Origin of the sequence: Microvirga ossetica, assembly GCF_002741015.1 — a bacterium.
Classification (GTDB): Bacteria; Pseudomonadota; Alphaproteobacteria; order Rhizobiales; family Beijerinckiaceae; genus Microvirga; species Microvirga ossetica.
Map to the genome: position 1 here is coordinate 3,046,523 of NZ_CP016616.1, position 22,053 is coordinate 3,068,575.

Genomic DNA, 22,053 nt, shown 5'->3' on the forward strand with positions numbered 1-22,053 from the left:
TCTTCCAGGCCAATGCTCAAGCCTTAACACAAAGCAAAACGGGCGGCACCAGGGCCGCCCGTAATGCAAATTCGTGGCGATCCGAGATCAGCTCGCAGCGGCGAGCTTCTTCTCGATCTCGCGCTTCACCGCCAGGGCGGTGGTGGAGAGCTCGCCGGCCTTGGCCTTGGCCAGGAAGGCGTCGAGGCCGCCGCGGTGCTCGACCGAGCGGAGCGCATTGGCGGAGACCCGCAGGCGCACGGAGCGCTGCAGGGTATCAGACTGGAGCGTGACATTGCAGAGGTTCGGCAGGAACTTCCGCTTCGTCTTGCGGTTGGAGTGGCTTACAAGATGGCCACTCAGCACGGCCTTGCCGGTCAGTTCGCAACGGCGCGACATGGGTTCAATCCTATTCGTCTAAGAGGGTCGCGACCTGAAATTTCGCGGGTTTGCTCGATCGCAGATCCCGCGGGGGCCGGACACCAGAAGTCCTTGGAAGGTGCGAGCCTATAGGCCAGAAACGGGGCGCCCGTCAAGAATAGTGCGACCCTGCATCACGTTTTTTTGCAGAAGCGCGGTCATGATTTATTCTGAATCTCGTGCGATGCAACGGAATAGACTATCGGAAAAGCCCTATGCGCCTCATCGCCTCAGCTTTCGTGACCTTGGCCTTTGCCGGGATCGGCTCGCTTGCGCAAGCCGAGACCCTGAGGGTGAGCTATGACATTTCCCTAGCCGGCCTGCCGCTGGGAAAGGCGGATCTGTCCTCCTCCTTCGCCGGCTCGAAATACGAGATGGAAGGAAAGGCGAAGCTGACCGGGCTCGCCATGATCCTCACGGGCGGAAAAGGCGAGGCCAGTGCCTCCGGGACTCTCGCCGGTTCGACGCCTCAATCGATCGCTTTCGCGGTCCTGTCGAAGACCTCCGACAACCAGCGCAGCGTCCGCATGGGCCTGAGATCGGGTCGCGTGGCCAAGGTCGAAATCGACCCGCCCCTCGAGCCGAAGCCGGACCGGGTCCCGGTCAAGGCCGCCGACAAGCGCGGCGTCGTCGATCCCATGAGCGCGCTCCTGATGCCGGCGCTCGACGCAAAAAGCCTGACCGATCCGGCCAATTGCGACCGGACCATTCCCGTCTTCGACGGCGCCTCGCGCCTGAACGTGGTCCTTTCCTACGGGGAGACGAAGAAGGTCGAGGTGCCAGGCTATTCCGGACCCGTTCTCGTCTGCAACGCCCGCTACGTGCCGATCTCCGGCCACCGGAGCGAGCGACCGGCCACCAAGTTCATGCAGGAGAACCGGGACATGTCCGTGTGGCTTGCGCCCGTCGAAGGCCCGCGCCTGCTCTTCCCGCTCAAGGTCTCGGTGCGCACGATGATCGGGGTAGGCGAGATGCAGGCCTCGGCCTGGTCGCTCGAAGGCGATGGCAAGGCCGCCGTGCCGACCCGCAAGGCCGTCAGGGCCGACGAGGCGATCCAGGCCGGAGCCGTTCAGTAGATCCTGGAAAACCCTGGGAGATTCGTGCCGTTTCCGGTAGCGAAAGCGGCCGCTCGCACCATATAAAGGGCTGACCGCAGCCGGTCGATGAGGCTTCGAGCTGCTTTGAAGAGAAGTCTGCCGCACCGGTTTCGGTCCTGCAGCCTCTCGGCCCTCTATCCGGGACCTTTTAAGCATTACCCGTCATCCAGGCATGGCCCGTCGTTCCCTTCCCCCGCAGGCGCGCTCGCGCGGCGTGACCGCCGTGCTCGGCCCCACCAATACCGGCAAGACCCATCTCGCCATCGAACGCATGCTCGGCCATGACAGCGGTATGATCGGCCTGCCCCTGCGCCTGCTCGCCCGCGAGGTCTACAATCGCGTGGTCGAGAAGGCCGGGTATCACAACGTCGCCCTGATCACGGGCGAGGAGAAGATCAAGCCGGACCGGCCGCGCTACTGGATCTCCACCGTCGAGGCGATGCCGCGCGACCTCGATCTCGCCTTCGTGGCCGTGGACGAGATCCAGCTCTCCAGCGACCTCGACCGCGGCCACGTGTTCACCGACCGCCTCCTGAACCAGCGCGGGCGCGAGGAGACGCTGCTCATCGGTTCCGCCACCATGCGGCCGCTGATCGAAGCCCTGATCCCCGGCATCCACGTGGTCACGCGGCCGCGCCTGTCCAAATTGTCCTTCGCGGGCGAGAAGAAGGTGTCGCGCCTGCCGCGCCGCTCGGCCATCGTCGCCTTCTCGGCCGAGGAGGTCTACGGCATCGCCGAGCTGATCCGCCGCCAGAGCGGCGGCGCGGCGGTGGTGCTCGGCGCCCTCTCGCCCCGCACCCGCAACGCGCAGGTCGAGCTCTTCCAGAACGGCGATGTGGATTACCTGATCGCCACCGACGCCATCGGCATGGGTCTCAATCTCGACGTGGACCATGTGGCCTTCGCGTCCGACAAGAAATTCGACGGGTTCCAGTTCCGCAAGCTGAACAACCCGGAGCTGGCCCAGATCGCCGGCCGGGCCGGGCGCTACATGCGCGACGGCACCTTCGGCTCCACGGCGCGCTGCCCGCCTTTCGACGCGGAAACCGTCGAGGCCCTCGAGAATCACGTCTTCGATCCGGTGCGCATTCTGCAATGGCGCAACCCGGATCTCGAATTCTCTTCGCTCGCCCGCCTGCGCGATTCGCTTGGCGCCCAGCCGCGGGAGCACGGTCTCGTGCGCGCGCCGACGGGCGAGGACGTGGCGGCCCTCGAGGTCCTGGTGCGGGAAGACGACATTCAGGCCATGGCCCGCTCGCAATTTGCCGTCGAGCGCCTCTGGCAGATCTGCCAAGTGCCGGATTATCGGAAGGTTTCCCCGCAGACCCATGCGGATCTGGTCGGCCAGCTCTATCGTTTCCTGATGAAGGACGGGGCCATTCCGGCCGATTGGTTCTCCCGCCATCTGTCCGCCATGGACCGGACCGACGGGGATATCGATACCCTCTCCAACCGCATCGCCCAGGTCCGGACCTGGTCCTTCGTCGCCAATCGTCCCGACTGGTTGAAGGATCCAGAGCATTGGCAGGATGTTGCGCGTCAGGTAGAGGACAAGCTATCGGATGCGCTCCATGAACGTCTCGCCCAAAGGTTCATCGACCGGAGGACGAGCGTTCTCATGCGGCGCTTGAGAGAGAACAAGATGCTCGAAGCGGAAATTACGACCACCGGCGACGTCACCGTCGAGGGTCAGCACATCGGTCACCTGCACGGCTTCCATTTCGTGCCCGATCCCCAGGCCGACACCACGGAGGCCAAGACCCTGCGCAACGCCGCCAGCAAGGCGTTGGCCGGCGAGATCGAGGCGCGGGCGGACAGGTTCGCCGAAACCCCCGATACCCTGCTCGTCCTGTCGAACGACGGCACGGTGCGCTGGATGGGCGATCCGGTGGCGAAGCTGGAGCCGGGCGACAAGCTGTTCGAGCCGCGGGTGCGCATCCTCTCGGACGAGCATCTGACGGGTCCTGCCCGCGAGAAGGTCGACATCCGCCTGCGGGCCTGGCTGAAGGCCTATATCGTGCGCCTCCTCGGCCCCCTGCTGCAGCTGGAAAGCAGCGTTGAGCTGACGGGCCTTGCCCGCGGCATCGGCTTCCAGATCGGCGAGGCGCTGGGCGTGCTCGAGCGCGCGAAGGTGCTCAACGACGTGCGCAGCCTCGACCAGGATGCCCGCGCGTCCCTGCGCAAGGCCGGAATCCGCTTCGGCGCCTATCACCTTTACCTGCCGGCCCTGCTGAAGCCGGCGCCCCGGGTGCTGGCGACCCAGCTCTGGGCGCTGCAGAACGGCGGCCTCGAGCAGAAGGGCATCGACGAGATCGCCCATCTTGCCCAATCCGGCCGTACCTCGATTCCGGTCGATCCGGAAATCGGCCACGGGCTCTACCGTGCCGCCGGCTTCCGCGTTCTCGGCGGCCGGGCCGTGCGCGTCGACATCCTGGAGCGCCTGGCCGACCTGATCCGTCCCGCCATCGCCTATCGTCCGGGCATCACCCCCGGCGAGCCGCCGGCCGGTGCCGCCGATGGCGAGGGCTTCGTTCCGACGGTCGCCATGACCTCTCTCGTCGGCTGCGCCGGCGAGGATTTCGCCACCATCTTGAAATCCCTCGGTTACGTGATGGACCGCCGGCCCGGCCCCGCCATCACCGTGCCGTTGGTGGAGGCACCGAAGCCGGTCGAGCCTCAGGCCGCTCCGGCCGAGGGTGAGACTGCCGCTTCGGCGGAGGAAGCACCGGCTGAAACGTCGGAGGCCAGCGTTGCGACCGAGGAGGTCGGCGCCGTGGCCGTCGAGGCTCCCGAGGCATCGGTGTCCGAGCAGGAGCTGGAGACGAGCGCTTCGGAGGCCCTGTCTTCGCCCGAAGGTCAGGCTCTGGCTCCCTCCGAGGCGACCGCCGAGGCATCCGCCACCGAGACGCCTGCTGCCGAGACCGCTGTCGCTGAGACCCCCGCTGCTGAGACCCCTGCCGAGCCCGAAGCGATCGAGGTTTGGTGCCAAGGCCGGCGCCATCACGAGGGCGGGCAGGCCCGCCATGGCCGCGATGCCCGCGGTGGTCGTCATGAGCGCGGCGAGCGATCTGCGGAGCGCGGCGAGCGGCCCGATCGTGGAGACCGTCGCCCCCGCCATGGGGCCAACCAAGGCAACCAGGGCGAGCAGCCCGCCGGCGAGCGCCGTCCGCGTCCGGAGCGCCGTGAGGCGCAAGGGGAGGGCGGCCGTCCGCAGAACCGTCCGCCGCGCGGTCCGGGTCGCGGTGAAGAGCGTCGCGACGACCGTCGCGGCCCGCGTCCCGACAAGCGCCAAGACAATCGCTCGGACAACCGCCGTGACGGCGGGCATGAGCGCCGCGAGAAGCAGCCGGATCCGAATTCGCCCTTCGCCAAGCTGCTGGCCCTCAAGGCCCAGCTCGAGGACAGCAAGAAGTGAGGCTGTGACGCCGATGCGCGAGGACCGGCAGCGGCTCGACAAGTGGCTGTGGTTCGCGCGCTTTGCGAAGACCCGGACGCTGGCCGCCAAGCTCGTCACGAGCGGCTTCGTCCGGCTCAACGGCCAGCGCACCGACAACGCCGCCAAGGCGGTCGCGATCGGCGACGTGGTCACCGTCGCCTTGGCCCGGACGACCCTCGTGGTCCGGATCGAGGGCCTCGGCGAGCGCCGGGGTCCTGCAACGGAAGCAAGGCAGCTCTACGCCGATCTCAACCGGGACAACGCGGCGCTTGTCAGCGACCGCGACAACGGCTAGAGCGGCGGCGCTAGCGCATCGTGCGGAAAAGTGGGATCCGATTTTCCGCGCCGAACGATGCGCCAGCCAAGAGAAGGAGCATCGGAAATGACCCCAAAAGTGGGTCCACTTTTGGGTCCGATGCTAGCACCCTATACCGAGAAGAGACCCGCGAAGGACCGTTCATGACCTACGTCGTCACTGAAAATTGCATCAAGTGCAAATACATGGACTGCGTCGAGGTGTGCCCGGTCGACTGTTTCTACGAGGGCGAGAACATGCTCGTCATCCATCCCGACGAATGCATCGATTGCGGTGTCTGCGAGCCGGAATGCCCCGCCGAGGCGATCAAGCCCGATGCCGAGCCGGGCCTCGAGCAATGGCTCAAGCTCAATGCCGATATGGCCAAGAGCTGGCCGAACATCACCATCAAGAAGGATGCGCCCGCCGACGCGAAGGAATTCGACGGCGTCGCGGGCAAATTCGAGGCCCACTTCTCGTCCAATCCCGGCGAGGGAGACTAAGGTCTCAGGGCGCGGGAGACCAAGGTCCAGGCTTCGGCGAGACCGGGCTCCCTTTACGCTGTGCGTTGAAATATTTTTGCTTTTTCGGCCGGACTGTGATAGGGTCCGCAAATGCCGTCGCTTGCGCTCAAGCCGTGCACCGTCCTCGCAGACCGGCGGTTCACATAATGAAGCAAAGATTCGCGTCCTTTGACTTAAGGGAGCGTCGCTGCCTGGGTCAAGGGCATGAGCGTGTTTAAGCGCTGGCTTACATCAGGGAGAAGAGCGGAATAGTCAAGTTCCGTAACACTCAAATTGTATCCTCGTTCTCCCGGGAACCCTGCCCGGCGGAACCACAGTTTCCTCGCATCAAGCGAGGACCATGCAAGGAGGCCTCTCTCGCATGACAACCGCTAAGAAGTCCGCCCAGAGACTTGGGTTCAAGTCCGGTGAAGCGATCGTTTATCCCGCTCACGGTGTCGGCCGCATCACGGCCATCGAAGAGCAGGAAATCGCGGGGTTCAAACTGGAGCTTTACGTGGTCTCCTTCGACAAGGACAAGATGGTCCTTCGGGTGCCCACCGGCAAGGCGACCAGCGTCGGCATGCGCAAGCTTGCCGAACCGGCTCTGATTCAAAAGGCTCTGGACGTGCTGACGGGTCGTGCCCGCGTGAAGCGCACCATGTGGTCGCGTCGCGCGCAGGAATACGAGGCCAAGATCAATTCCGGCGACCTGATCTCCGTCACGGAAGTCGTGCGCGACCTCTACCGCTCCGAGGCCCAGCCCGAGCAGTCCTACAGCGAGCGCCAGCTCTATGAATCCGCTCTCGACCGCGTCGTGCGCGAGATCGCTGCGGTGAACAAGATCACGGATACGGAGGCCCTGAAGCTGATCGAGCAGAGCCTCGCCAAGTCGCCGCGCCGCGCCAAGGGCGCCGAGGCGGAAGCCGAGGGCGAGGGTGACGACCTTCAGGAAGAGGCCGCCTAATCCCAGGCGTCACTCCCAATCGTTCAAAAGCCCGGCGCCAGCCGGGCTTTTTTGTGTCCGATGCCTTGTTTTTCGGCAGCCCAAATCTATTTTGCAGAACTTGGCTGTTAGAGGTGAACTTTTTCCGGCCTCGCTCGTTGTGTCTCTGCCAAGGGAGAGCACACAATGGGAGAAATCTCAGGGGTTCGCCGCCGGTTCGTCCGCGCTGCCATGAATGCGCCTTTTCTCGAAAGAGAAGAGGAGCACCTGCTTGCCGTGCGGTGGAAGGACAACCGCGACGAGGCGGCGCTTCATCAACTGACCGCTGCCCATATGCGCCTCGTCATCGCGCTGGCAGCCCGCTTCCGCCATTACGGCCTTCCCATGGCCGACCTCGTCCAGGAGGGCCATGTGGGCCTTCTCGAAGCCGCCGCCCGGTTTGAGCCTGAACGGGAAGTGCGCTTCTCGACCTATGCGACCTGGTGGATCCGTGCCTCCGTGCAAGATTACATCCTTCGCAATTGGTCAATCGTTCGCGGTGGAACGAGTTCCGCCCAGAAAGCGCTTTTCTTCAATCTGCGCCGCCTGCGCGCCCGCCTGACCCGTGGCGGCGAGGAGCGCATCTCGTCGGAAGTGCATGCGAAGATCGCCGAGGCGATCGGCGTGTCGAAGGCGGATGTGGCCCTGATGGATGCCCGCCTCTCCGCGCCCGACACCTCCCTCAATGCGCCGGTCCTCGACGCCGATTCGTCGAATTCCGCCGAACGCGTCGAGTTCCTCGTCGACAACAGCCCGTTGCCGGACGAGAGCGTTACCGACGTGATCGACACCGAACGCCGCGTGCGCTGGCTGCAGCAGGCCCTCGAAGTGCTCAACGAGCGGGAATTGCGCATCCTGCGCGCGCGCCGCCTCGACGACGAGCAGGTGACCCTGGAATTCCTGGGCGACAGGCTCGGGATCTCGAAGGAGCGCGTCCGTCAGATCGAGAACCGGGCTTTGGAAAAGCTCAAGCGCGCCCTGGTGGAACGGTACCCCCAGGCATCCGGCGCCTTCGTCTGAGACCTCGGTATCCCGACACGGGTTTCATCGGCGGAGCGGTCAACCGCTCCGCCGTTTCGCTTTATTCCACGACGATCTTGTAGCGCTCGCCCACGGCCAGGGATGCGTTGCGATCGAGCCCGTTCAGCAGGAGGAAGCGCTCCAGGGGACGATCCACCGGCATCCGGGCGGCGAGGGTTTGCGGGGTATCGCCGCGCTGGGCGGTGACGATCTGCAGCTTGAGCGGCCGGATCCGCCGCGCTTCGTCCGGCTGAACCTGCCGGACGCTGTTGAGAGTCTGCTGGAAGATCCCTTCCAGATCCGACTTGTTGCCGCGGGTGGCCATGATCAGGCGATAGGTGGTGTTGCCGATCCGGATGGCAGAGAGGCGGAAGGTCCATTCCTTGCCGTTGGACAGGGCCGTGACCATGGGCAGGCCGTTCACGGTGGTGGTGGTCAGCGACCCGGGCTCGATGGTGTCGGTCCAGGTCGAGCGCAGCACATCCTCGAGGCTCTGCCCGTCCGGCGTGTCTGCGGCATCGAAGAGAAGGCGCCGCTCGCCGTCGCTGGAGGCTCCGAGCACGGCCTGGGATGTGTTCTCCAGGGTAAAGCTCTCGGGCGCCTCGAAGGCAACGCCAAGGCGCGAATGGATGAAGCGGCGGCCCTTCACCACGCCGTCGGCCGGATCGTCGCCATAGGCGAGCCCGTCGAGGTCCGTCATGTAGACGAGGCGCCCCGTCTCCCCGGTTCCCTGTATCCCGGAGCGCCGCGCAGCCTGCAACGCCCGCGCCACACGGTCGTCGGTGCGCGGATGCGAGGCATTCCGTTCCGTCGTCGAGCCGTCCGAGCTCGTGCCCGAGCGGCCGAGGGCCGTCAGGAAGCGGGGGGCGCCGTAGGGGTCGAAGCCCGCACGGGCCAGAACCTTCACGCCCATCTGGTCCGCCTCGAGCTCCTGCGCCCGCGAGAAGCTCGCCAGCGCGGACCGCGCCTGGCTTTGCGCCACGGCGGCCTCCTCGGCATCGTTCAGCACGTTCTCGGCCACGCGCTCGATCAGGTCGGAGCGGGCCTGCAGCTCGCTGCGCTGCGAGGCATGGCGAAGCGTGACGTGGGCGATCTCGTGCGAGAGAACCGCCGCCACCTCGGACGTATCGTTGGCGAGCGCCAGGAGCCCGCGCGTCACGTAGAGGCGGCCGTTGGGAAGGGCGAAGGCATTGACCACCGGCGAGTTGAGGATCGTCACCTGGAAGGTCTCGTCCGGCCGGTCGGTGGCCATGACCAGCCGGTTCGTCACGTCGGTCAGCATCTGCTGGAGCTGCGGCGCGCGGCCTTCGCCGCCGAAAGCCCGCACCAGACGGACATGGTCGCGGTCCCGGTCCGGGCCGAGGACCCGCGGCGCATTGGCGGGGAGCGAGACATCGCCGCCGAAGCTCGTGCAGCCGGCGAGACAAGCCGCAAGCACGATGCTGCCGAGGATGGGGCTCATGCATCGGGCCCAAAAGTGGACACCACTTTTGGGATCTATCCGATGCTTGCTCTTTACGCTGGCGCATCGCTGAGCGCGGAAAACCGGGTCCACTTTTCCGCACGATGCGCTAGCTGTTCGACGTGTTGTGCTCATGCTCGTTCATCGTGGCAGGCGGTCACCCTCAAGACGCTCAATCATTTCCGGTATGACAATGGAGAAAGCCGTCCCTTGCCAAGGCTGCAAAATGCCTCGGGCCCTGATCCGCCGTCCCTTGAGCGCCTCGGCGCCCATGCCGCGATCCGACATCCGTTTCCAGGTCTTCCGAGGAATGATGATCGTGAAGTCTTCTGCCCAGAGCCCCCCGAAGTTCAAATAGGTGCGTTGCGTGCGCTCGCCGATGCTTCTGATGCGACCTTCGACCAGCACGAAACGACCGGCCCGGTCGCGCAGGCGCTCCGGCTGACTGACATCCAGGGGCTTATAGCGGTCATCCGCCCAAACACCAAGGCGTCGTTCGCGGGCAAAAGCCTCGAGGGGCAGCAATTCCGGCTGGCAGAAAACCTCGTCGATGCCCGGGTCGACGATGGCGAGGCCCGCTTCGACCAGCGTCCGGCTCCAATCGGGTGCCGCCGGCTCCTCCGACAGCCGGATGCGTACGGAAACCCGGTTCCACCGATCGGGCGTTCCCGATGACGCCTCCACGCGAAGCGACCGGTCGATTCGCGCGCGCAGCCAGGAGAGGGCCATATCCCGATGCGGCGGCTCGTCCGGCAAGCGGATTCCCGACAGCTTGGCCAAACGGCCGGAGGCGAGGTTGAGATCGCCCTCGGGCGTCAGGTCCTGCAGCCGGTCGGGCTGCGTCAGTGCGAGACAACCCGGTTCGCCCTGCGCGCGCTGCGCCAGGGCCGGAGATGAGATCGCCCAGAGGCTCGCAGCCAGAACAATGCGCAGGGTGGTTCCCGTCATGAGACGGAATCATATCCGGTCCGGAGAAAACGGCTACGCTTCAGAGGTTTCCTACCAGCGGATCACCACGACCGTCTGGCTGCCGTTGCCGAGTTCGACCGCCTCGGTGCCTTGCGCCTTGCGGTCCTGCTCCTTCGCGTTCTCGACGATTTCGACCTCTTCCACATGCGCGGCGAAGGCCTCGTCCACCTCGGCCACACAAAGCAGGGTGTCGGGAGGAAGATTCTGAACCTGCCTGAGAAAATCGCGAAGCGTCTGCGCCATGATCGGCCTCCGGTTGCCTTCACCAACCGGTCCGAGGAAGGCGGGTTCCGTGGTCGCTCCTTCGGATGCCCCTGCGAGATCGTAAGCCGACAAGCCTCTGGAATGCCCCACCCGACCGTGCTAAATCCCGCCTCTCAAGCGGTCCCGTAGCTCAGCAGGACAGAGCAGCGGTTTCCTAAACCGAAGGTCGGAAGTTCGAGTCTTCCCGGGATCGCCAGTCTTTTCCAAATATCCTGTGCCTATCTCCCCATCCGCGCGACGGCAGCCTTGGCGTCGTCGAGGTCGGGGGCGTCGATGTGGCGGTAGCGGGCCTGGACGAGGCCGAAGAGGCCGAAGGCGAGGAGGCCGAGCGCCGTGAGGGCCAGGAGCACCCAGCCATAGGGCTGCTGCTGCAGCGCCTGAAGCGCGCCGCCAAGGCCGTGTGCCTCCGACGAGGAGGCGTGAAGGGCGGCAAGGCCCAGGAAGCCGCCGATCAGGAGGAAGACCACGCCGCGGGCGGCAAAGCCCGCGCGGCCAAGGCTGCAGATCCATGTCCGCTTGTCGGCAGGCAGCGACAGCCGTTCCGCCACGTTGCCGCGCCACGCCTTGACGAGAAAGGCAAGGCCCGCTCCTGCGACCGCGAGGCCGACGAGGCCCACAAGCCATTGGCCGAAGGGCTGGCTCATGAGCTAGGCCGTCCAGTCCTGGGCCGCCCGGTCCTCGCTGCCGCCCGAGCCGCGTCCGAGGGCGAGGTTGAGGGCCGAGAGCGCAAGGCCGGCATAGATGAACCCGCCGATCAGATGCGCGCCACGCACGCCCCAGCCCTTCATGTCGGAGCCGCGACGGTCGGCATCGGTCAGGGCCTCCAGAATCCGCCAGGCGCAGAAGCCGAACAGGCCGAGCGCGATCAGGATCAGCCAGAACTGGCCGAAGGGCTGCGCGAGCACGGTCTGGAGCGCGCCGCGGCTGCCCTCCGTCCGTCCGCCGGATCCGATGGCGGCGAGGAGGGCAAGCGCCCCGACGAGGCAATAGACCACGCCCCGCGCGCCGTAGCCCAATCGGGCAAAGGTCTCGACGGGATTGCGGACGGGATCGGGCATGGGATTGCGGCTCCTTTGTGTTGCTGGTGAACCGCCAAGCCTTCTCGGATGTTCCCTGACCGAACGGTCCGGCCGGGCACGGATCAGGGCGGTCGGCCTGGAACGGATGCGCTCTGCTGGCGCCAGATCGTGAGCAGGGCCGCCATCAGGACCGGACCGAGGAAAAGGCCGATCAGGCCGAAGGTCTCAAGGCCGCCGAGAATGCCGAGCAGGGTCCACAGGAAGGGCAGGCGAACCGCTCCGCCGATCAGAGCCGGCTGCACGAGATTATCGCCGATCAGCATGACCGCGGCACCCCATCCCACGATGGCGGCGGCCGCGAGGATCGGCCCGCCGGTCAGGACCAGCGCCACGGCGGCGGTGCCGAAGGCGATCCAGGCGCCCAGGGGCAGCATCGCGAAGGCGGCGGTGAGGATCGCGAACAGGGCGGCGTTGGGAACGCCGGCGACCAGGTAGCCGATGCCGATGAGAATGCCCTCGCCGACGGCCACGAGGATGGTGCCGTTCACCGTGCCGCGCACGGCGGCAGCCATGCTTTCCGCCAAGCGCTCGCCCGGATGCCCGAACCAGCGGTCGATGACGGCCAGGACGTGATGGCCGATCTCGTCGCCGCTGCGCAGCAGGATGAAGAGGGTCAGGAAGGTCAGGAAGGCGTGCAGCAGATGCGAGATCAGCGCCCCGCCCAGGGTTTTCGACCATCCGGTCACGGTCTCGCCGTCGATGCCGCTCAGGAGTTCTCCTGCGGATTGCGGCCGTCCCAGATGGGCTTGCCACCAAGCCGCGAGTTGATCGCCGACGAGCGGCAGACGATGAACCCAGTCGGGCGCCGGCAGGCCGTTCTGCTGAAGGTTCGTCAGCCATTGCAGCGCGAACTGACCCTCGCGGCCGATCTCGGTGAGCGCGAGGGCGATGGGAACGAGGAGGAGGATGGCAAGACAGGCCGTCACGAGCAGCGGCGCCGCGATGCGCGATCCCCCGAAGCGGGCCTGTACCCGGCGATAGAGCGGCCAGACGCTGATGGCGATGATCACCGCCCAGCCGAGGGTGATGAGATAGGATTGGATCATCCACAGCGTCAGCGCCAGAAGGAGCGCCGCGCCGACGAAGCGCGTCGTCCGGCGCTTTCGCGCGTTGGGCGCGCTGTCCGATGGTGGCGGGGGAGGAGCTTCGACGCGCTCTTGCATAGTCGAGGAATCTAGACCCGCGATCGCGCCCGCCAATGCCGGTCAGCCGGGGTGCGACCGCGAGAGCAGGTCCTCCACGAGCGGAGGCACCGAGAGCAGAAGCAGCAACGCCGCGAAAGGCAGCGAGAAGAGCAGGCCGATCCGGTCGAACCCGATGGCGCCGATGACGCCGCCGATGAAGAAAGAACACAGCAGCAGGACGAGGAGCCGCAGCTTGCCGCGGTCCGCGAGGACGCGATCCGCCTTGCTCTTGTCCCGGTTCCAATAGGCGAGCTTGCCGAGCTCGATCCCGATATCGGTGACGATGCCGGTCACGTGGGTGGTGCGCATGCGCGCGCCGGAGATCTTGGTGACGGTGGCGTTCTGCAAACCCATGATGAAGCACAGGAGTGGCACCGCGACCGCGACGAAGCCCGGCGAGGGCTGGGCGAGCCAGCCGAGGATGCCGAAGCCGAGGAGCAGCAGCGCCTCGAGCGCCAGGGGCATGGCGAAGCGGCTGTGCAGGCTGTGGCGGCGGCCCCAGTTGATCAGGATGGCGGAGCAGGCGGCACCGAGGACGAAGGGCAGAAAGGCCGCAAAGCCAAGTCCCACAACGCCGAGCGCTCCCAGAGCCAGATTGTCGGCCATGGACGAGAGAATCCCGGACATGTGCGAGGTGTAATGGCCGACAGCGAGGAAGCCGCCAGCATTGATCGCGCCGGCCACGAAGGTCAGCACCAGGCCGAGCAGCGTGTCGGCCGCATCGGAGCGCTCGGAGGCGGCGATGCCCTTCACCGACCGGACGGAGCGGGTGGTGAGGCTGTGCTGCTGTCGGATTGTCGGCGGCCCGTTCATCGCGACCAGTCTAGGGCCGATCCCTCGACTCAGCCAAGGCCTAGGGCCGCGCGATCTCCGGCTACTCCACGATGCCGATCGCGGCAGAAGCGCGCCGCTCCATGGGCGGAATGCGGAACGTCTTGACGATCTCGGCATCGCCAATGGGTTCGGCGAGCGAGTTGCCGCCGACGAAGACCTGGATCGTGCCGGCCTCGACGAGATAGGTGCCGTCGTCGAGATGGAAGCCGAGCGATTCGACCGGCACCTGCAGGGTCACCCGCTTCGCCTCGCCGGGCTTGAGGGCGATCTTCTCGAAGGCCTTCAATTCGCGCAAGGGGCGGCTGCGGCTCGCCACCGGATCGCGGGTATAGAGCTGCACCACCTCCTGGCCGTCGCGCGCACCGGTGTTCTTCACGGTCACCGAGACCTCCAGCGTCTCACCTTCGCCGATCTGCTTCTGGGCGATCGCCGTGTCGGAATAGGCGAACTGGGTGTAGCTCAGGCCCCAGCCGAACGGGTAGAGCGGCGTGATCGCCTCGTCGATGTAATGCAGGGTGAAGCGGTTGTTCGGCAGGGTCGGCCGGCCGGTGGGCAAGCGGTTGTAGTAGATCGGCATCTGGCCCGTGGCGCGCGGCCAGGTGACGGGCAGCTTGCCGCTTGGGCTCACGTCGCCGAACAGCACGTCGGCCACCGCGGGGCCCGCCTCCGTGCCCGGATACCAGGTCATCAGGATCGACGGGAAGCTCTCGGCCACCGGCCCCAGCACCTGCGGACGGCCGCCCACGATCACGAGGGCGACCGGCTTGCCGGTCCCGGCGAGCGCTTCCAGCACCTCGATCTGCTTGCCGTTGAGCTCCATATGGGCGCGGGACGCAGCCTCGCCGGAGAGTTCCTGCGGCTCGCCGAAGACGGCGATCACGAAATCCGATCGCTTCGCCGCGTCAACGGCCGCCTGCAGGCCCTCCGTGTTGCGGCAGAACAGGTCGCAGGCAGGAGCATGATGCACGGCAATGCCGGCTCCTTCGGCACGGCGACGGATGCCTTCGAGGATCGAGACGCTGTCCTCCTTGTGCCCGCGCGCCGCGTGCGGGCCCATCTGGTCGTGGGGCGCATCGGCGAGGGGGCCGACCACTGCAACGGAGCGGACGCTCGACGGGATCGGCAGCACGTCGCCGCGGTTCTGCAGCAGCACGAAGGTCTCGCGCGCCACCTCGCGGGCGGCTTGGCGCGATTCCGGCGACGGGAAGGCGCTGTCGAGATGGGACGTATCGATGTCCGGACGGTCGAACAGGCCCATGCGGAACTTGGTGCGCAGCACGCGGCGGACCGACTCGTCGATCACGCTTTCCGGCACCCGGCCGGCGCGCACCTCGTCGGGTAGGTGCTTGATGTAGAGCAGGCCCATCATGTCCATGTCGACGCCGGCGAGGATCGCCTTGCGCGCGGCCTCGGCGCCGTCCGCCGCAATGCCGTGGTTGATGAGTTCGCCGATGCCGACCCAGTCGGAGGTGACGAAGCCGTCGAAGCCCCATTGCTTGCGCAGCACATCGGTCAAAAGCCAGGGATTGGCCGTCGAGGGCTCGCCGTTGAGCGCGTTGAAGGCGGCCATGAAGCTCGCCGTGCCGGCCTCCACGGCGGCGCGGAAGGGCGGCAGATAGGTGTCGTACATTTCCGCGCGGGGAATGTAGGTGGTGTCGTAGTCGCGTCCGCCCTGGGGCGCGCCATAGCCCGCGAAATGCTTCGCCGCAGCAGCCAGGCCTCCCTTGCGGAAACCTTCGACGCGGGCCGCGGTGAGAGCAGCCCCCAGCGTGGGATCCTCGCCGAAACCTTCGACGATGCGGCCCCAGCGGCTGTCGCGCGAAAGATCCGCCATCGGCGCGAAGGTCCAGTTCACGCCCACATAGGCCGCTTCCTTGGCGGCCCATTCCGAGGCGAACCGCGAGATGCGCGGGCTGAAGGCGGCGGCCTCTCCCAAGGGAAGCGGGAACTGCGTGCGGAAGCCGTGCAGCACGTCGAGCCCGAAGAGCGGCGGGATCTTGAGACGGCTCTGGCGTGCAAGGGCCTGGGCGCGGGCCACGTCCGGCGCGCTGTTGAAGTTGAGGAGAGCGCCGGCCTTGCCCTCCGAGATGTCCTCCCAGCGCAGCGGCGGGCCATGGGAGACAAGGTTCAGCTGGCCGACCTTCTCCTCCAGGGTCATCTGGGCGAGGAGCTCGTTCACACGGCGTTCGATCGCTTCCTGGGCTCCCGCCATCGGGAGAAATGTGGCCGTCATAGCCAAGGCAAGGGTCAGTTGCGTCAAGCCAGGGACATCAGAAAGCCGCACAATTATCTCCTTTATCGGGCACTAACACTTTATTGCGAGGCCGTGCTCGCTTGCCGTCCGGATTGCGTTAGCCAAGATAGGCGTTGCAAGTGGCGTCTGGGGGGCGCCAGGTCAATTCATATTTTCGAAAAGCGGATTCCTTTGCTGCCCGTCTCGCTGAAGCTGACCCTCCTGACCCTGTCCTGCGCCCTGATCATGTCGGGTTTCGGGTTGGCGGTGTCTGCCTATGTCAGAAGCTCCGCTCTCGTTGCAGCCACGACAGGGCTGTTCCTTTTGCTCGCCGCCGGGGCTCCGCTGCTGATCGGGCGGCAGATCAGGCAGGCTCTTCGGGAGCGTGACGACAGCCCGTCCGACGATTTCTCGGTGTTCGACGAGGTGACGGTCGCCTCCTTCGACCTGCCTGTCGCCGAATTGCCGCCTTTCGGCGAGTTTTCCGCTTTCGAGGAAACGCCCGCGCCGGACGAGGACGAGGCCCTGCGCCGCATGCAGAAGGCACAGGCCGTCGATCGCCTGCGCGACGGCATCACCCACGACCTCAACAACAAGCTGATGGTGATCGGCGCCAATATCGATGCGGCGGCGCGCCAGCTGAAGGATCAGCCGATCCTGCAGCGCAAGCTGCTGTCGGCGCTTGTCGCTGCCGATCAGGCTGCCAAGCTCATCGCGCAATCGACAGCTTTCGCCCGGCAGGGCGAATCCAAGCTGCAATACGTGAACATCTCGGAACAGGTGGGCTCGGTGGCCGACCTGATGAGCCGGTCGCTCCTGCGCGACACGGTCGAGCTGCGCCTGTCGCTCGCAGACGATCTCTGGTCCATCGAGGCCAATCCCGATGACGTCCAGACCGCCATCGTAACCTTGAGCGCCCATGTTCGCGATGCCCTGCCGCAGGGCGGCACCATCACGCTCGAGGCCCGCAACGTGCAGGTCGAGAAGGGCTCGCTTCCGGACCTGACGCGGGAGGGAGAGTTCGTTCAGCTCACGATCCGCAGCGCCGGGCCGGACGAGGAGCGGCAGACGGCTTCATCGATCGAGCTGGAGCCGAGCTTCGCCCTGCGCGACCTGGACCTGTCGTCTTGGTTGTCCCTGCGCCAGAGCCTGCATTTCCTGCAGGGCCTGGGCGGCGCCTCGGAAGTACGCCGGGACGGAGCAGGTACCGCCATCGTTCTCTATCTGCCGCGGGCCGACGCCGCCACCCTGCTGCCGGCCGGCGCCGTGAGCGAGGACGATCCGGCGGAGGAGAGCGTGCCCAACCACACGGAAATCCTGGTGGTGGACGACGAGCTCGAAGTGGCGCTCGCCCTGCAATCGACACTCGAGGAATTCGGCTACGTGACCAGCATCGCGACCGATGCCGCACAGGCCGTAAAAAGCCTGAGCATGCGCAGGCCTTCCCTCGTCCTGGCGGATGTGGCCATGCCCGGCACGATGAACGGCGTCATGCTGGCGCGCGAGGTGCGTCAGACCTTCCCGAGCCTGCCGGTGCTGCTGATCACGGGCAATCCCGTCGTCGCCGGCGAGGACAGCGAATTTCCGCTCCTGCAGAAGCCGATCCTGAGCCGCGATCTGCATGCGGCGATCCAGCGGCATCTGAGCGTGCGCAACGAGGACGACAACAAGGTCATCCCCCTGTTCCCGCGCGCATCGAGGCGTGTGCGCTGAAGCTTCCACACCCGGGAGTCCTCAATGATGGATCGCCGGATCTTCCTCGGCCTGCTCGCGGCTGTTGGCGCCGCTGCACCGCTCCGGTGGGGCCAAGCCCTGGCCGCCGATCCTGTTCCGGCAGCCAGGAACGTGGTGCTCGTGCACGGGCTGTTCGCCGATGGATCGTGCTGGACTGAAGTTATTCCGCGCCTGCAGGCGGTCGGGCTCAACGTCACATCCATTCAAAACCCTTTGACGACGCTCGATGAGGCCGTTGCGGCAACCCAGCGTGTGCTGGCACGGCAGGAAGGGCCGACCGTCCTGGTCGGACATTCCTTCGCAGGCATGATCGTCACGGAAGCGGGCGTTGATCCAAAGATATCGGCGCTCGTCTATGTGGCGGCGCGGGCGCCCGATGCCGGCGAGGATTACGCGGCTCTCGCCATGCAGTATCCGACGCCGCCTGCGACGGCAGGCATCGTCTATGACGGCGATGAGGGCCGGCTCAGCGAGGCCGCGTTCCTGCGCGATTTCGCGGGCGACCTGCCGGAGGCGCGAGCGAAGGTGCTCTACGCCGTGCAGGAGCCGTTTCACAAGGCGCTGCTGGCCGGCAGGACGAAGCAGGCGGCCTGGCGGTCGAAGCCGAGCTTTTATGCGGTCTCCACCCAGGATCGGACGATCAATCCCGACCTGCAGCGCTTCATGGCCAAGCGGATGGGCGCGGAAACGATCGAGGTGAAGGCGAGCCATCTCTCCCTCATCTCGCAGCCTGAGATCATCGCCGCGCTGATCCTGAAGGCGGCAGGTCGTTAACGCGTTCAACATCTCCTGCCAGCACTGCGGCAGAGAGTGAAATCACGGCGTTCCGAGCTGCATCGGCAAGCGCCGCGAACAGCCGCTGATGCGGTTTCTTCCAGACCAGAAGCTCGGGATGCCATTGCACGCCGAGCAGGAACGGAGCTGTCTCGCTCTCGATCGCCTGCACGATGCCGCTCTCGTCACGCGCAGCGATCCTCAGGTTTCGCCCGAGCCGGTCGACCGACTGGTGATGAAGCGCATTCACCAAGCAGGGATTGCAGCGCAGGATACGATCGAGGCGCGACCCGGATTCGACGGACACCGTCTTGCGCGGCAGGACCGTGCGCATCTTCGGCGCCTGCACATAGACTTCGTAGATATCGGTGTGAAGCGTGCCGCCGAGCGCCACGTTGATCATCTGCGAGCCGCGGCAGATGCCGAGCACGGGAAGGCTTGCGGGAATGGCCGCCTTGAGCAGGCCCAGCTCCATCTTGTCGCGCTCGGGATCGATGCGCACGTCGGGCAGAACCTGCCCGCCGTAGATCTCTGCGCCGATATCGTCGCCGCCGCCGATGACGAGGCCCTGCAGCGGCTCTGACGGCATCGGATCCCCGGGCATGATACGGACCGAGCGCGCGCCGGCGCGGGCGAGCGCCAGCCGGTGCATCAGGTAGCTGCGCCAACCGCCGCGCCGGGACGTGGTGACGCCGATGAGGGGGCGCGTCATGATCGTAGGACCTGCTCCGCTACGTTGGCCCAGCTCTTGTCCTCGCCTTCGAAGGACAGGAAGGCCGCGCCGAAGGCGTCGAGCCGCTCGCGGTCGGCGGCGAGGCGCTCCACGCAGACCCACCGATTCCAGTCCGGCGCGATGCTCCAGCCGGGATCGCTCAGGCGGGCATCGGGCAGGCGGTAGTGAAAGGTGGGCCGCCCGTTGATCTTCTCGTTCGGAAGCACTGCGCGCACGCGCGTCTCGTCGAAGTAATGCAGCAGCGGCAGAAGATCGAGATCGCGGTTCCGGGTCGGATTGAAGGCGAGATAGTCGTCGATGAAGGCAGCTATGTCCGGCCAATAATTTGGCGATGCGATCCTGCGCACGTATTCGGTGGGAAAGGGATCGGCGAAACCGAGGAGGTTGCGCGTTGCATCCGGCGAGGCCTCGCGCCGGAGCCATGAATTGAGCAGCGCGAAGCTCTTCATGAAAGCCGTGACAGTGGCTGCATCCAGCCGCGGGGCTTCCGGATTGAAATGCAGGCCGAAGGCGTAGACAAGCGCGTCCTGCGTCCCCTTGGCGCCGACCCCGCGCAGGATCGTCAGGATGCGGTTGATCTCCTGCAGCCGGTCGAGCGGAATCGGTGCGGTGACGAGTTCGCACGGGACGAGATAGCGCGCGGCGAAGCCGAAGAGGGCGGCGATCTTGGGCAGGACCCCGCTTCGGGTTCCGCTCTGCTTGCCCGGATGCAGGATCCGGCTGTCGAGCTCCACCGTCAGGTCGCCGATGACCGATTCCTTGAGCGTGAAGGCATGGGGATCCTCCTCGATCAGCCGGCCGCCGAGGGCTTCCTGCAGGGCCTGCACAGCCTTCTCGGCAGAAGGGCCGACGAACTCGATTTCGACGCCGACCGTGCGCATTTCGCCCCGCGCGTTGTGCAGGATCGGGGGCAGGTCGAAATCGATGTCGGTCGAGAGCGCCGTCTGCGCCATCGGGAACTCCAAAAATCCACACGGAAACGCGAGCGATAGGGAACGGGCGCGCTTCGGCTCAGGTTCCTTCGAACGCCGCCGGTCCTCCGCGCCGGGCCAAGGTGTGGCTTTCCGACGGCAGGTTGGCTGGAGCATCGGACCCAAAAGTGGAAGCCACTTTTGGGGTCCATCCGATGCTTCTTCCTGCCTGGCGCATCGTTTGGCGGAAAACCGGGGTCCACTTTTCCGCACGATGCGCTAAAAGCGCGCCATCATGATTGCGAGAGATTCGACCTATCAAAGAGCCGCCTGGCTGGCGGAACTGCGCGCCACCTTGTCCCTCGGCTGGCCGCTGGTGCTCGCAACCCTTGCGCAGACCGCCCTGATCACGTCCGACGTCATTCTCATGGGCTGGATGGGGTCGGAGGCTCTGGCGGCGGGCGCGCTCGGCACGAATGTCTATTTCGCCTTCCTGATCTTCGGCATCGGCCTCGTCAACGCGACCTCGCCGATGATCGCCGAGGAGCTGGGCCGCAAGCGCCATTCCGTCCGCGAGGTCCGCCGCACCGTCCGCCAGGGCCTTTGGGCTTCGGTCACCGTCGCCATTCCGATCTGGATCGTGACATGGAACGGCGAAAAGCTGCTGCTCGCCATCGGGCAGGCACCCGGGCTTGCCCATAATGCCGGCGAGTATGTGCGTGCGCTCCAGTGGAGCATCCTGCCGTTCCTGCTCTTCCTGGTGCTGCGCTCCTTCCTGGCGGCACTGGAGCGGCCCGGCTGGGCCCTGTTCATCGGCCTGCTCGCCATCCCGGTCAATTTCGCGGCGGCCTATGCCCTGATGTTCGGTTCCTTCGGCCTGCCGGCCTTGGGGCTGATCGGAGCAGGCCTCGGCACGGTGATCTCGAGCACCTTCATGTTCGCAGCGCTCGCCCTGGTGATCGTCGTCCACCCGAGGTTCAAGCGCTATCATATCTTCGGACGCTTCTGGCGGGCCGACTGGCCGCGCTATCGCACCCTGTGGCAGATCGGCCTGCCCATCGGCCTGACGCTGACCTTCGAGGTGACGATCTTCAATGCGGCCGCCATGCTGATGGGCCGCATTGGCGAGAACGAGCTGGCGGCCCATGCGATCGCCCTGCAGATCGCCTCCTTCTGCTTCTCCGTTCCCCTCGGAATCGGGCAGGCCGTGACGGTGCGCGTGGGGCGGGCCTATGGCGCGCAGGATCCGGACGGGGTTACCCGCGCCGGCTGGACCTCCTTTGCGCTGGGCGTCGGCTTCATGGCGGTGACGGCATCGCTCATGCTGTTCGCGCCCCACCTGCTGATCGGCGCCTTCCTCGACGTGAACGATCCCAAGAACGCGCTCGTCGTCGATCTGGCGCGCTCGTTCCTGTTGCTCGCCGCCATCTTCCAGCTGGCGGACGGCGCGCAGGCCGTCGGGGCCGGAATGCTGCGCGGATTGCAGGATACCCGCGTTCCCATGCTCTATGCGGCCTTCGGCTATTGGGGGATCGGGCTGCCGCTCGGCGCCATCCTCGCCTTCGGCACGAGCCTGCGCGGCGTCGGCATCTGGATCGGCCTCGCCAGCGCCCTGGCGGTGGTGGCCTCGCTGATGCAGTGGCGCTGGCTGCGCCGCGACCGGCTGGGGCTGGTCACCGCCGTGCCGCGGGATGTTCAGGAAGCGTTTGCCGCTTAAGCCACGATCCGCGCCGGGTCGACCAGCGCGACACGCGCGCCCTCGTGGGTGACCACTCTGCCTCTCCGCCTCAGCCGGATCCTCGGATAGGGGGCAGCCGCCGTTTCCGCCGCGCCGTGAGCGTGGCTCGGCCGTCCGGTCTGCGCCGAGGATGGCGCCCTGCGAAGACGCTTAAGCTGCCGTGAAAAGGGATGGAGGTCTGAACTAGACCGGCTTGGCCGTTCGGCTAGGCCTGACGATGCGCGATCACGGAAATGTGAACAATTTACCTTGCGGAATGGAAACATTATCAGGCTATAGCGCAACGCACAAAGTTTTCTAGAGGCTAGTTCAGCCAATAGTTCCACTGCTCCAAAGGATGAGTGAGCGTAGAAAGATCCCCTGCGCCTTATTCTCGCCTTTTTAAAGTTCAGCTTGACTTACA

The 22,053-nt window shown here is 66.1% G+C and carries 18 protein-coding genes, 1 tRNA gene and 1 pseudogene; 10 read left to right on the plus strand and 10 right to left on the minus strand.

From position 1 onward, the window contains the following. Window positions 1-87 precede the first annotated feature (87 nt). On the minus strand, window positions 88-378 hold the full coding sequence (gene rpmB / locus BB934_RS14445; RefSeq protein WP_009493402.1) for a 50S ribosomal protein L28: 291 nt from the start codon (window positions 376-378) through the stop codon (window positions 88-90). A gap of 236 nt (window positions 379-614) precedes the next feature. On the opposite strand from rpmB, the gene BB934_RS14450 reads away from it, so the two are divergent. The 6 genes from BB934_RS14450 (at window position 615) to BB934_RS14475 (ending at window position 7,735) form a co-directional block, all read left to right on the plus strand. Continuing rightward, window positions 615-1,475 (plus strand): DUF3108 domain-containing protein, encoded by an 861-nt coding sequence (locus BB934_RS14450; protein ID WP_099510245.1) that lies wholly within the window; start codon window positions 615-617, stop codon window positions 1,473-1,475. A 193-nt stretch (window positions 1,476-1,668) separates the two neighbouring features. Continuing rightward, window positions 1,669-4,911, plus strand: coding sequence for a helicase-related protein (locus BB934_RS14455; protein ID WP_099510246.1), 3,243 nt, complete (start codon window positions 1,669-1,671; stop codon window positions 4,909-4,911). Between the two features lie 13 nt (window positions 4,912-4,924). Beyond that, window positions 4,925-5,227 carry an RNA-binding S4 domain-containing protein gene (locus BB934_RS14460; RefSeq protein WP_099510247.1) on the plus strand — a complete coding sequence of 101 codons (303 nt, stop codon included), beginning with the start codon at window positions 4,925-4,927 and terminating at the stop codon, window positions 5,225-5,227. A 164-nt stretch (window positions 5,228-5,391) separates the two neighbouring features. Then, complete coding sequence (fdxA, locus tag BB934_RS14465; RefSeq protein WP_099510248.1) at window positions 5,392-5,730, plus strand: ferredoxin FdxA; 339 nt, start codon at window positions 5,392-5,394, stop codon at window positions 5,728-5,730. A gap of 382 nt (window positions 5,731-6,112) precedes the next feature. Next, a complete protein-coding gene (locus BB934_RS14470; protein WP_099510249.1) occupies window positions 6,113-6,697 on the plus strand; it encodes a CarD family transcriptional regulator in 585 nt (194 codons plus the stop codon). Between the two features lie 165 nt (window positions 6,698-6,862). Further along, window positions 6,863-7,735 (plus strand): RNA polymerase factor sigma-32, encoded by an 873-nt coding sequence (locus tag BB934_RS14475; RefSeq protein ID WP_099510250.1) that lies wholly within the window; start codon window positions 6,863-6,865, stop codon window positions 7,733-7,735. 61 nt (window positions 7,736-7,796) lie between these two features. Here BB934_RS14475 and BB934_RS14480 read toward each other — a convergent pair whose 3' ends face one another. The 3 genes from BB934_RS14480 to BB934_RS14490 all read right to left on the minus strand — a co-directional run bounded on the left by BB934_RS14480 (window position 7,797) and on the right by BB934_RS14490 (window position 10,409). Further along, window positions 7,797-9,197: a M48 family metalloprotease gene (locus tag BB934_RS14480; protein WP_099510251.1), complete on the minus strand. Its 1,401-nt coding sequence runs from the start codon at window positions 9,195-9,197 to the stop codon at window positions 7,797-7,799. A gap of 141 nt (window positions 9,198-9,338) precedes the next feature. Continuing rightward, a complete protein-coding gene (locus BB934_RS14485; RefSeq protein WP_099510252.1) occupies window positions 9,339-10,145 on the minus strand; it encodes a thermonuclease family protein in 807 nt (268 codons plus the stop codon). Between the two features lie 51 nt (window positions 10,146-10,196). Beyond that, window positions 10,197-10,409, minus strand: coding sequence for a sugar phosphorylase (locus BB934_RS14490; protein WP_099512869.1), 213 nt, complete (start codon window positions 10,407-10,409; stop codon window positions 10,197-10,199). A 140-nt stretch (window positions 10,410-10,549) separates the two neighbouring features. Between BB934_RS14490 and BB934_RS14495 the strand changes: the two genes are divergently transcribed. After that, window positions 10,550-10,626, plus strand: a tRNA-Arg gene (locus BB934_RS14495). A gap of 22 nt (window positions 10,627-10,648) precedes the next feature. On the opposite strand, the pseudogene BB934_RS14500 reads toward BB934_RS14495, so the two are convergent. The 4 genes and pseudogenes from BB934_RS14500 to BB934_RS14515 all read right to left on the minus strand — a co-directional run bounded on the left by BB934_RS14500 (window position 10,649) and on the right by BB934_RS14515 (window position 15,811). Continuing rightward, window positions 10,649-11,488, minus strand: a pseudogene (locus tag BB934_RS14500) (DUF1206 domain-containing protein). 83 nt (window positions 11,489-11,571) lie between these two features. Then, a complete protein-coding gene (locus BB934_RS14505) occupies window positions 11,572-12,672 on the minus strand; it encodes an AI-2E family transporter (RefSeq protein ID WP_099510253.1) in 1,101 nt (366 codons plus the stop codon). Between the two features lie 42 nt (window positions 12,673-12,714). Continuing rightward, window positions 12,715-13,506 carry a YoaK family protein gene (locus BB934_RS14510; protein ID WP_099510254.1) on the minus strand — a complete coding sequence of 264 codons (792 nt, stop codon included), beginning with the start codon at window positions 13,504-13,506 and terminating at the stop codon, window positions 12,715-12,717. 61 nt (window positions 13,507-13,567) lie between these two features. Beyond that, the gene (locus tag BB934_RS14515) at window positions 13,568-15,811 is read right to left on the minus strand and encodes a glycoside hydrolase family 3 N-terminal domain-containing protein (protein ID WP_099510255.1); all 2,244 of its coding nucleotides are present in this window, start codon (window positions 15,809-15,811) and stop codon (window positions 13,568-13,570) included. Between the two features lie 141 nt (window positions 15,812-15,952). On the opposite strand from BB934_RS14515, the gene BB934_RS14520 reads away from it, so the two are divergent. Further along, a complete protein-coding gene (locus tag BB934_RS14520; RefSeq protein WP_099510256.1) occupies window positions 15,953-17,473 on the plus strand; it encodes a response regulator in 1,521 nt (506 codons plus the stop codon). 24 nt (window positions 17,474-17,497) lie between these two features. Then, window positions 17,498-18,268 (plus strand): alpha/beta fold hydrolase, encoded by a 771-nt coding sequence (locus BB934_RS14525; RefSeq protein WP_099510257.1) that lies wholly within the window; start codon window positions 17,498-17,500, stop codon window positions 18,266-18,268. Here BB934_RS14525 and BB934_RS14530 read toward each other — a convergent pair. Together BB934_RS14530 and BB934_RS14535 are read right to left on the minus strand one after the other, a co-directional pair. Further along, complete coding sequence (locus BB934_RS14530) at window positions 18,231-18,980, minus strand: gamma-glutamyl-gamma-aminobutyrate hydrolase family protein (protein ID WP_099510258.1); 750 nt, start codon at window positions 18,978-18,980, stop codon at window positions 18,231-18,233. The genes BB934_RS14525 and BB934_RS14530 overlap by 38 nt on opposite strands. Next, window positions 18,977-19,954, minus strand: coding sequence for an amidoligase family protein (locus BB934_RS14535; RefSeq protein ID WP_157934177.1), 978 nt, complete (start codon window positions 19,952-19,954; stop codon window positions 18,977-18,979). The genes BB934_RS14530 and BB934_RS14535 overlap by 4 nt, the downstream gene beginning before the upstream one ends. Window positions 19,955-20,207: 253 nt before the next feature. Here BB934_RS14535 and BB934_RS14540 point away from each other — a divergent pair, with 253 nt between their 5' ends. After that, window positions 20,208-21,629: an MATE family efflux transporter gene (locus tag BB934_RS14540; protein WP_099510260.1), complete on the plus strand. Its 1,422-nt coding sequence runs from the start codon at window positions 20,208-20,210 to the stop codon at window positions 21,627-21,629. The last annotated feature ends 424 nt before the right edge of the window (window positions 21,630-22,053 follow it).

Excerpts from the sequence above, each read along its gene's own strand:
- rpmB (WP_009493402.1), bottom strand. The coding sequence starts at position 378 with ATGTCGCGCCGTTGCGAACTGACCGGCAAGGCCGTGCTGAGTGGCCAT.
- BB934_RS14450 (WP_099510245.1), top strand. The coding sequence starts at position 615 with ATGCGCCTCATCGCCTCAGCTTTCGTGACCTTGGCCTTTGCCGGGATC.
- BB934_RS14455 (WP_099510246.1), top strand. The coding sequence starts at position 1,669 with ATGGCCCGTCGTTCCCTTCCCCCGCAGGCGCGCTCGCGCGGCGTGACC.
- BB934_RS14460 (WP_099510247.1), top strand. The coding sequence starts at position 4,925 with ATGCGCGAGGACCGGCAGCGGCTCGACAAGTGGCTGTGGTTCGCGCGC.
- fdxA (WP_099510248.1), top strand. The coding sequence starts at position 5,392 with ATGACCTACGTCGTCACTGAAAATTGCATCAAGTGCAAATACATGGAC.
- BB934_RS14470 (WP_099510249.1), top strand. The coding sequence starts at position 6,113 with ATGACAACCGCTAAGAAGTCCGCCCAGAGACTTGGGTTCAAGTCCGGT.
- BB934_RS14475 (WP_099510250.1), top strand. The coding sequence starts at position 6,863 with ATGGGAGAAATCTCAGGGGTTCGCCGCCGGTTCGTCCGCGCTGCCATG.
- BB934_RS14480 (WP_099510251.1), bottom strand. The coding sequence starts at position 9,197 with ATGAGCCCCATCCTCGGCAGCATCGTGCTTGCGGCTTGTCTCGCCGGC.
- BB934_RS14485 (WP_099510252.1), bottom strand. The coding sequence starts at position 10,145 with ATGACGGGAACCACCCTGCGCATTGTTCTGGCTGCGAGCCTCTGGGCG.
- BB934_RS14490 (WP_099512869.1), bottom strand. The coding sequence starts at position 10,409 with ATGGCGCAGACGCTTCGCGATTTTCTCAGGCAGGTTCAGAATCTTCCT.
- BB934_RS14505 (WP_099510253.1), bottom strand. The coding sequence starts at position 12,672 with ATGCAAGAGCGCGTCGAAGCTCCTCCCCCGCCACCATCGGACAGCGCG.
- BB934_RS14510 (WP_099510254.1), bottom strand. The coding sequence starts at position 13,506 with ATGAACGGGCCGCCGACAATCCGACAGCAGCACAGCCTCACCACCCGC.
- BB934_RS14525 (WP_099510257.1), top strand. The coding sequence starts at position 17,498 with ATGATGGATCGCCGGATCTTCCTCGGCCTGCTCGCGGCTGTTGGCGCC.
- BB934_RS14530 (WP_099510258.1), bottom strand. The coding sequence starts at position 18,980 with ATGACGCGCCCCCTCATCGGCGTCACCACGTCCCGGCGCGGCGGTTGG.
- BB934_RS14535 (WP_157934177.1), bottom strand. The coding sequence starts at position 19,954 with ATGGCGCAGACGGCGCTCTCGACCGACATCGATTTCGACCTGCCCCCG.
- BB934_RS14540 (WP_099510260.1), top strand. The coding sequence starts at position 20,208 with ATGATTGCGAGAGATTCGACCTATCAAAGAGCCGCCTGGCTGGCGGAA.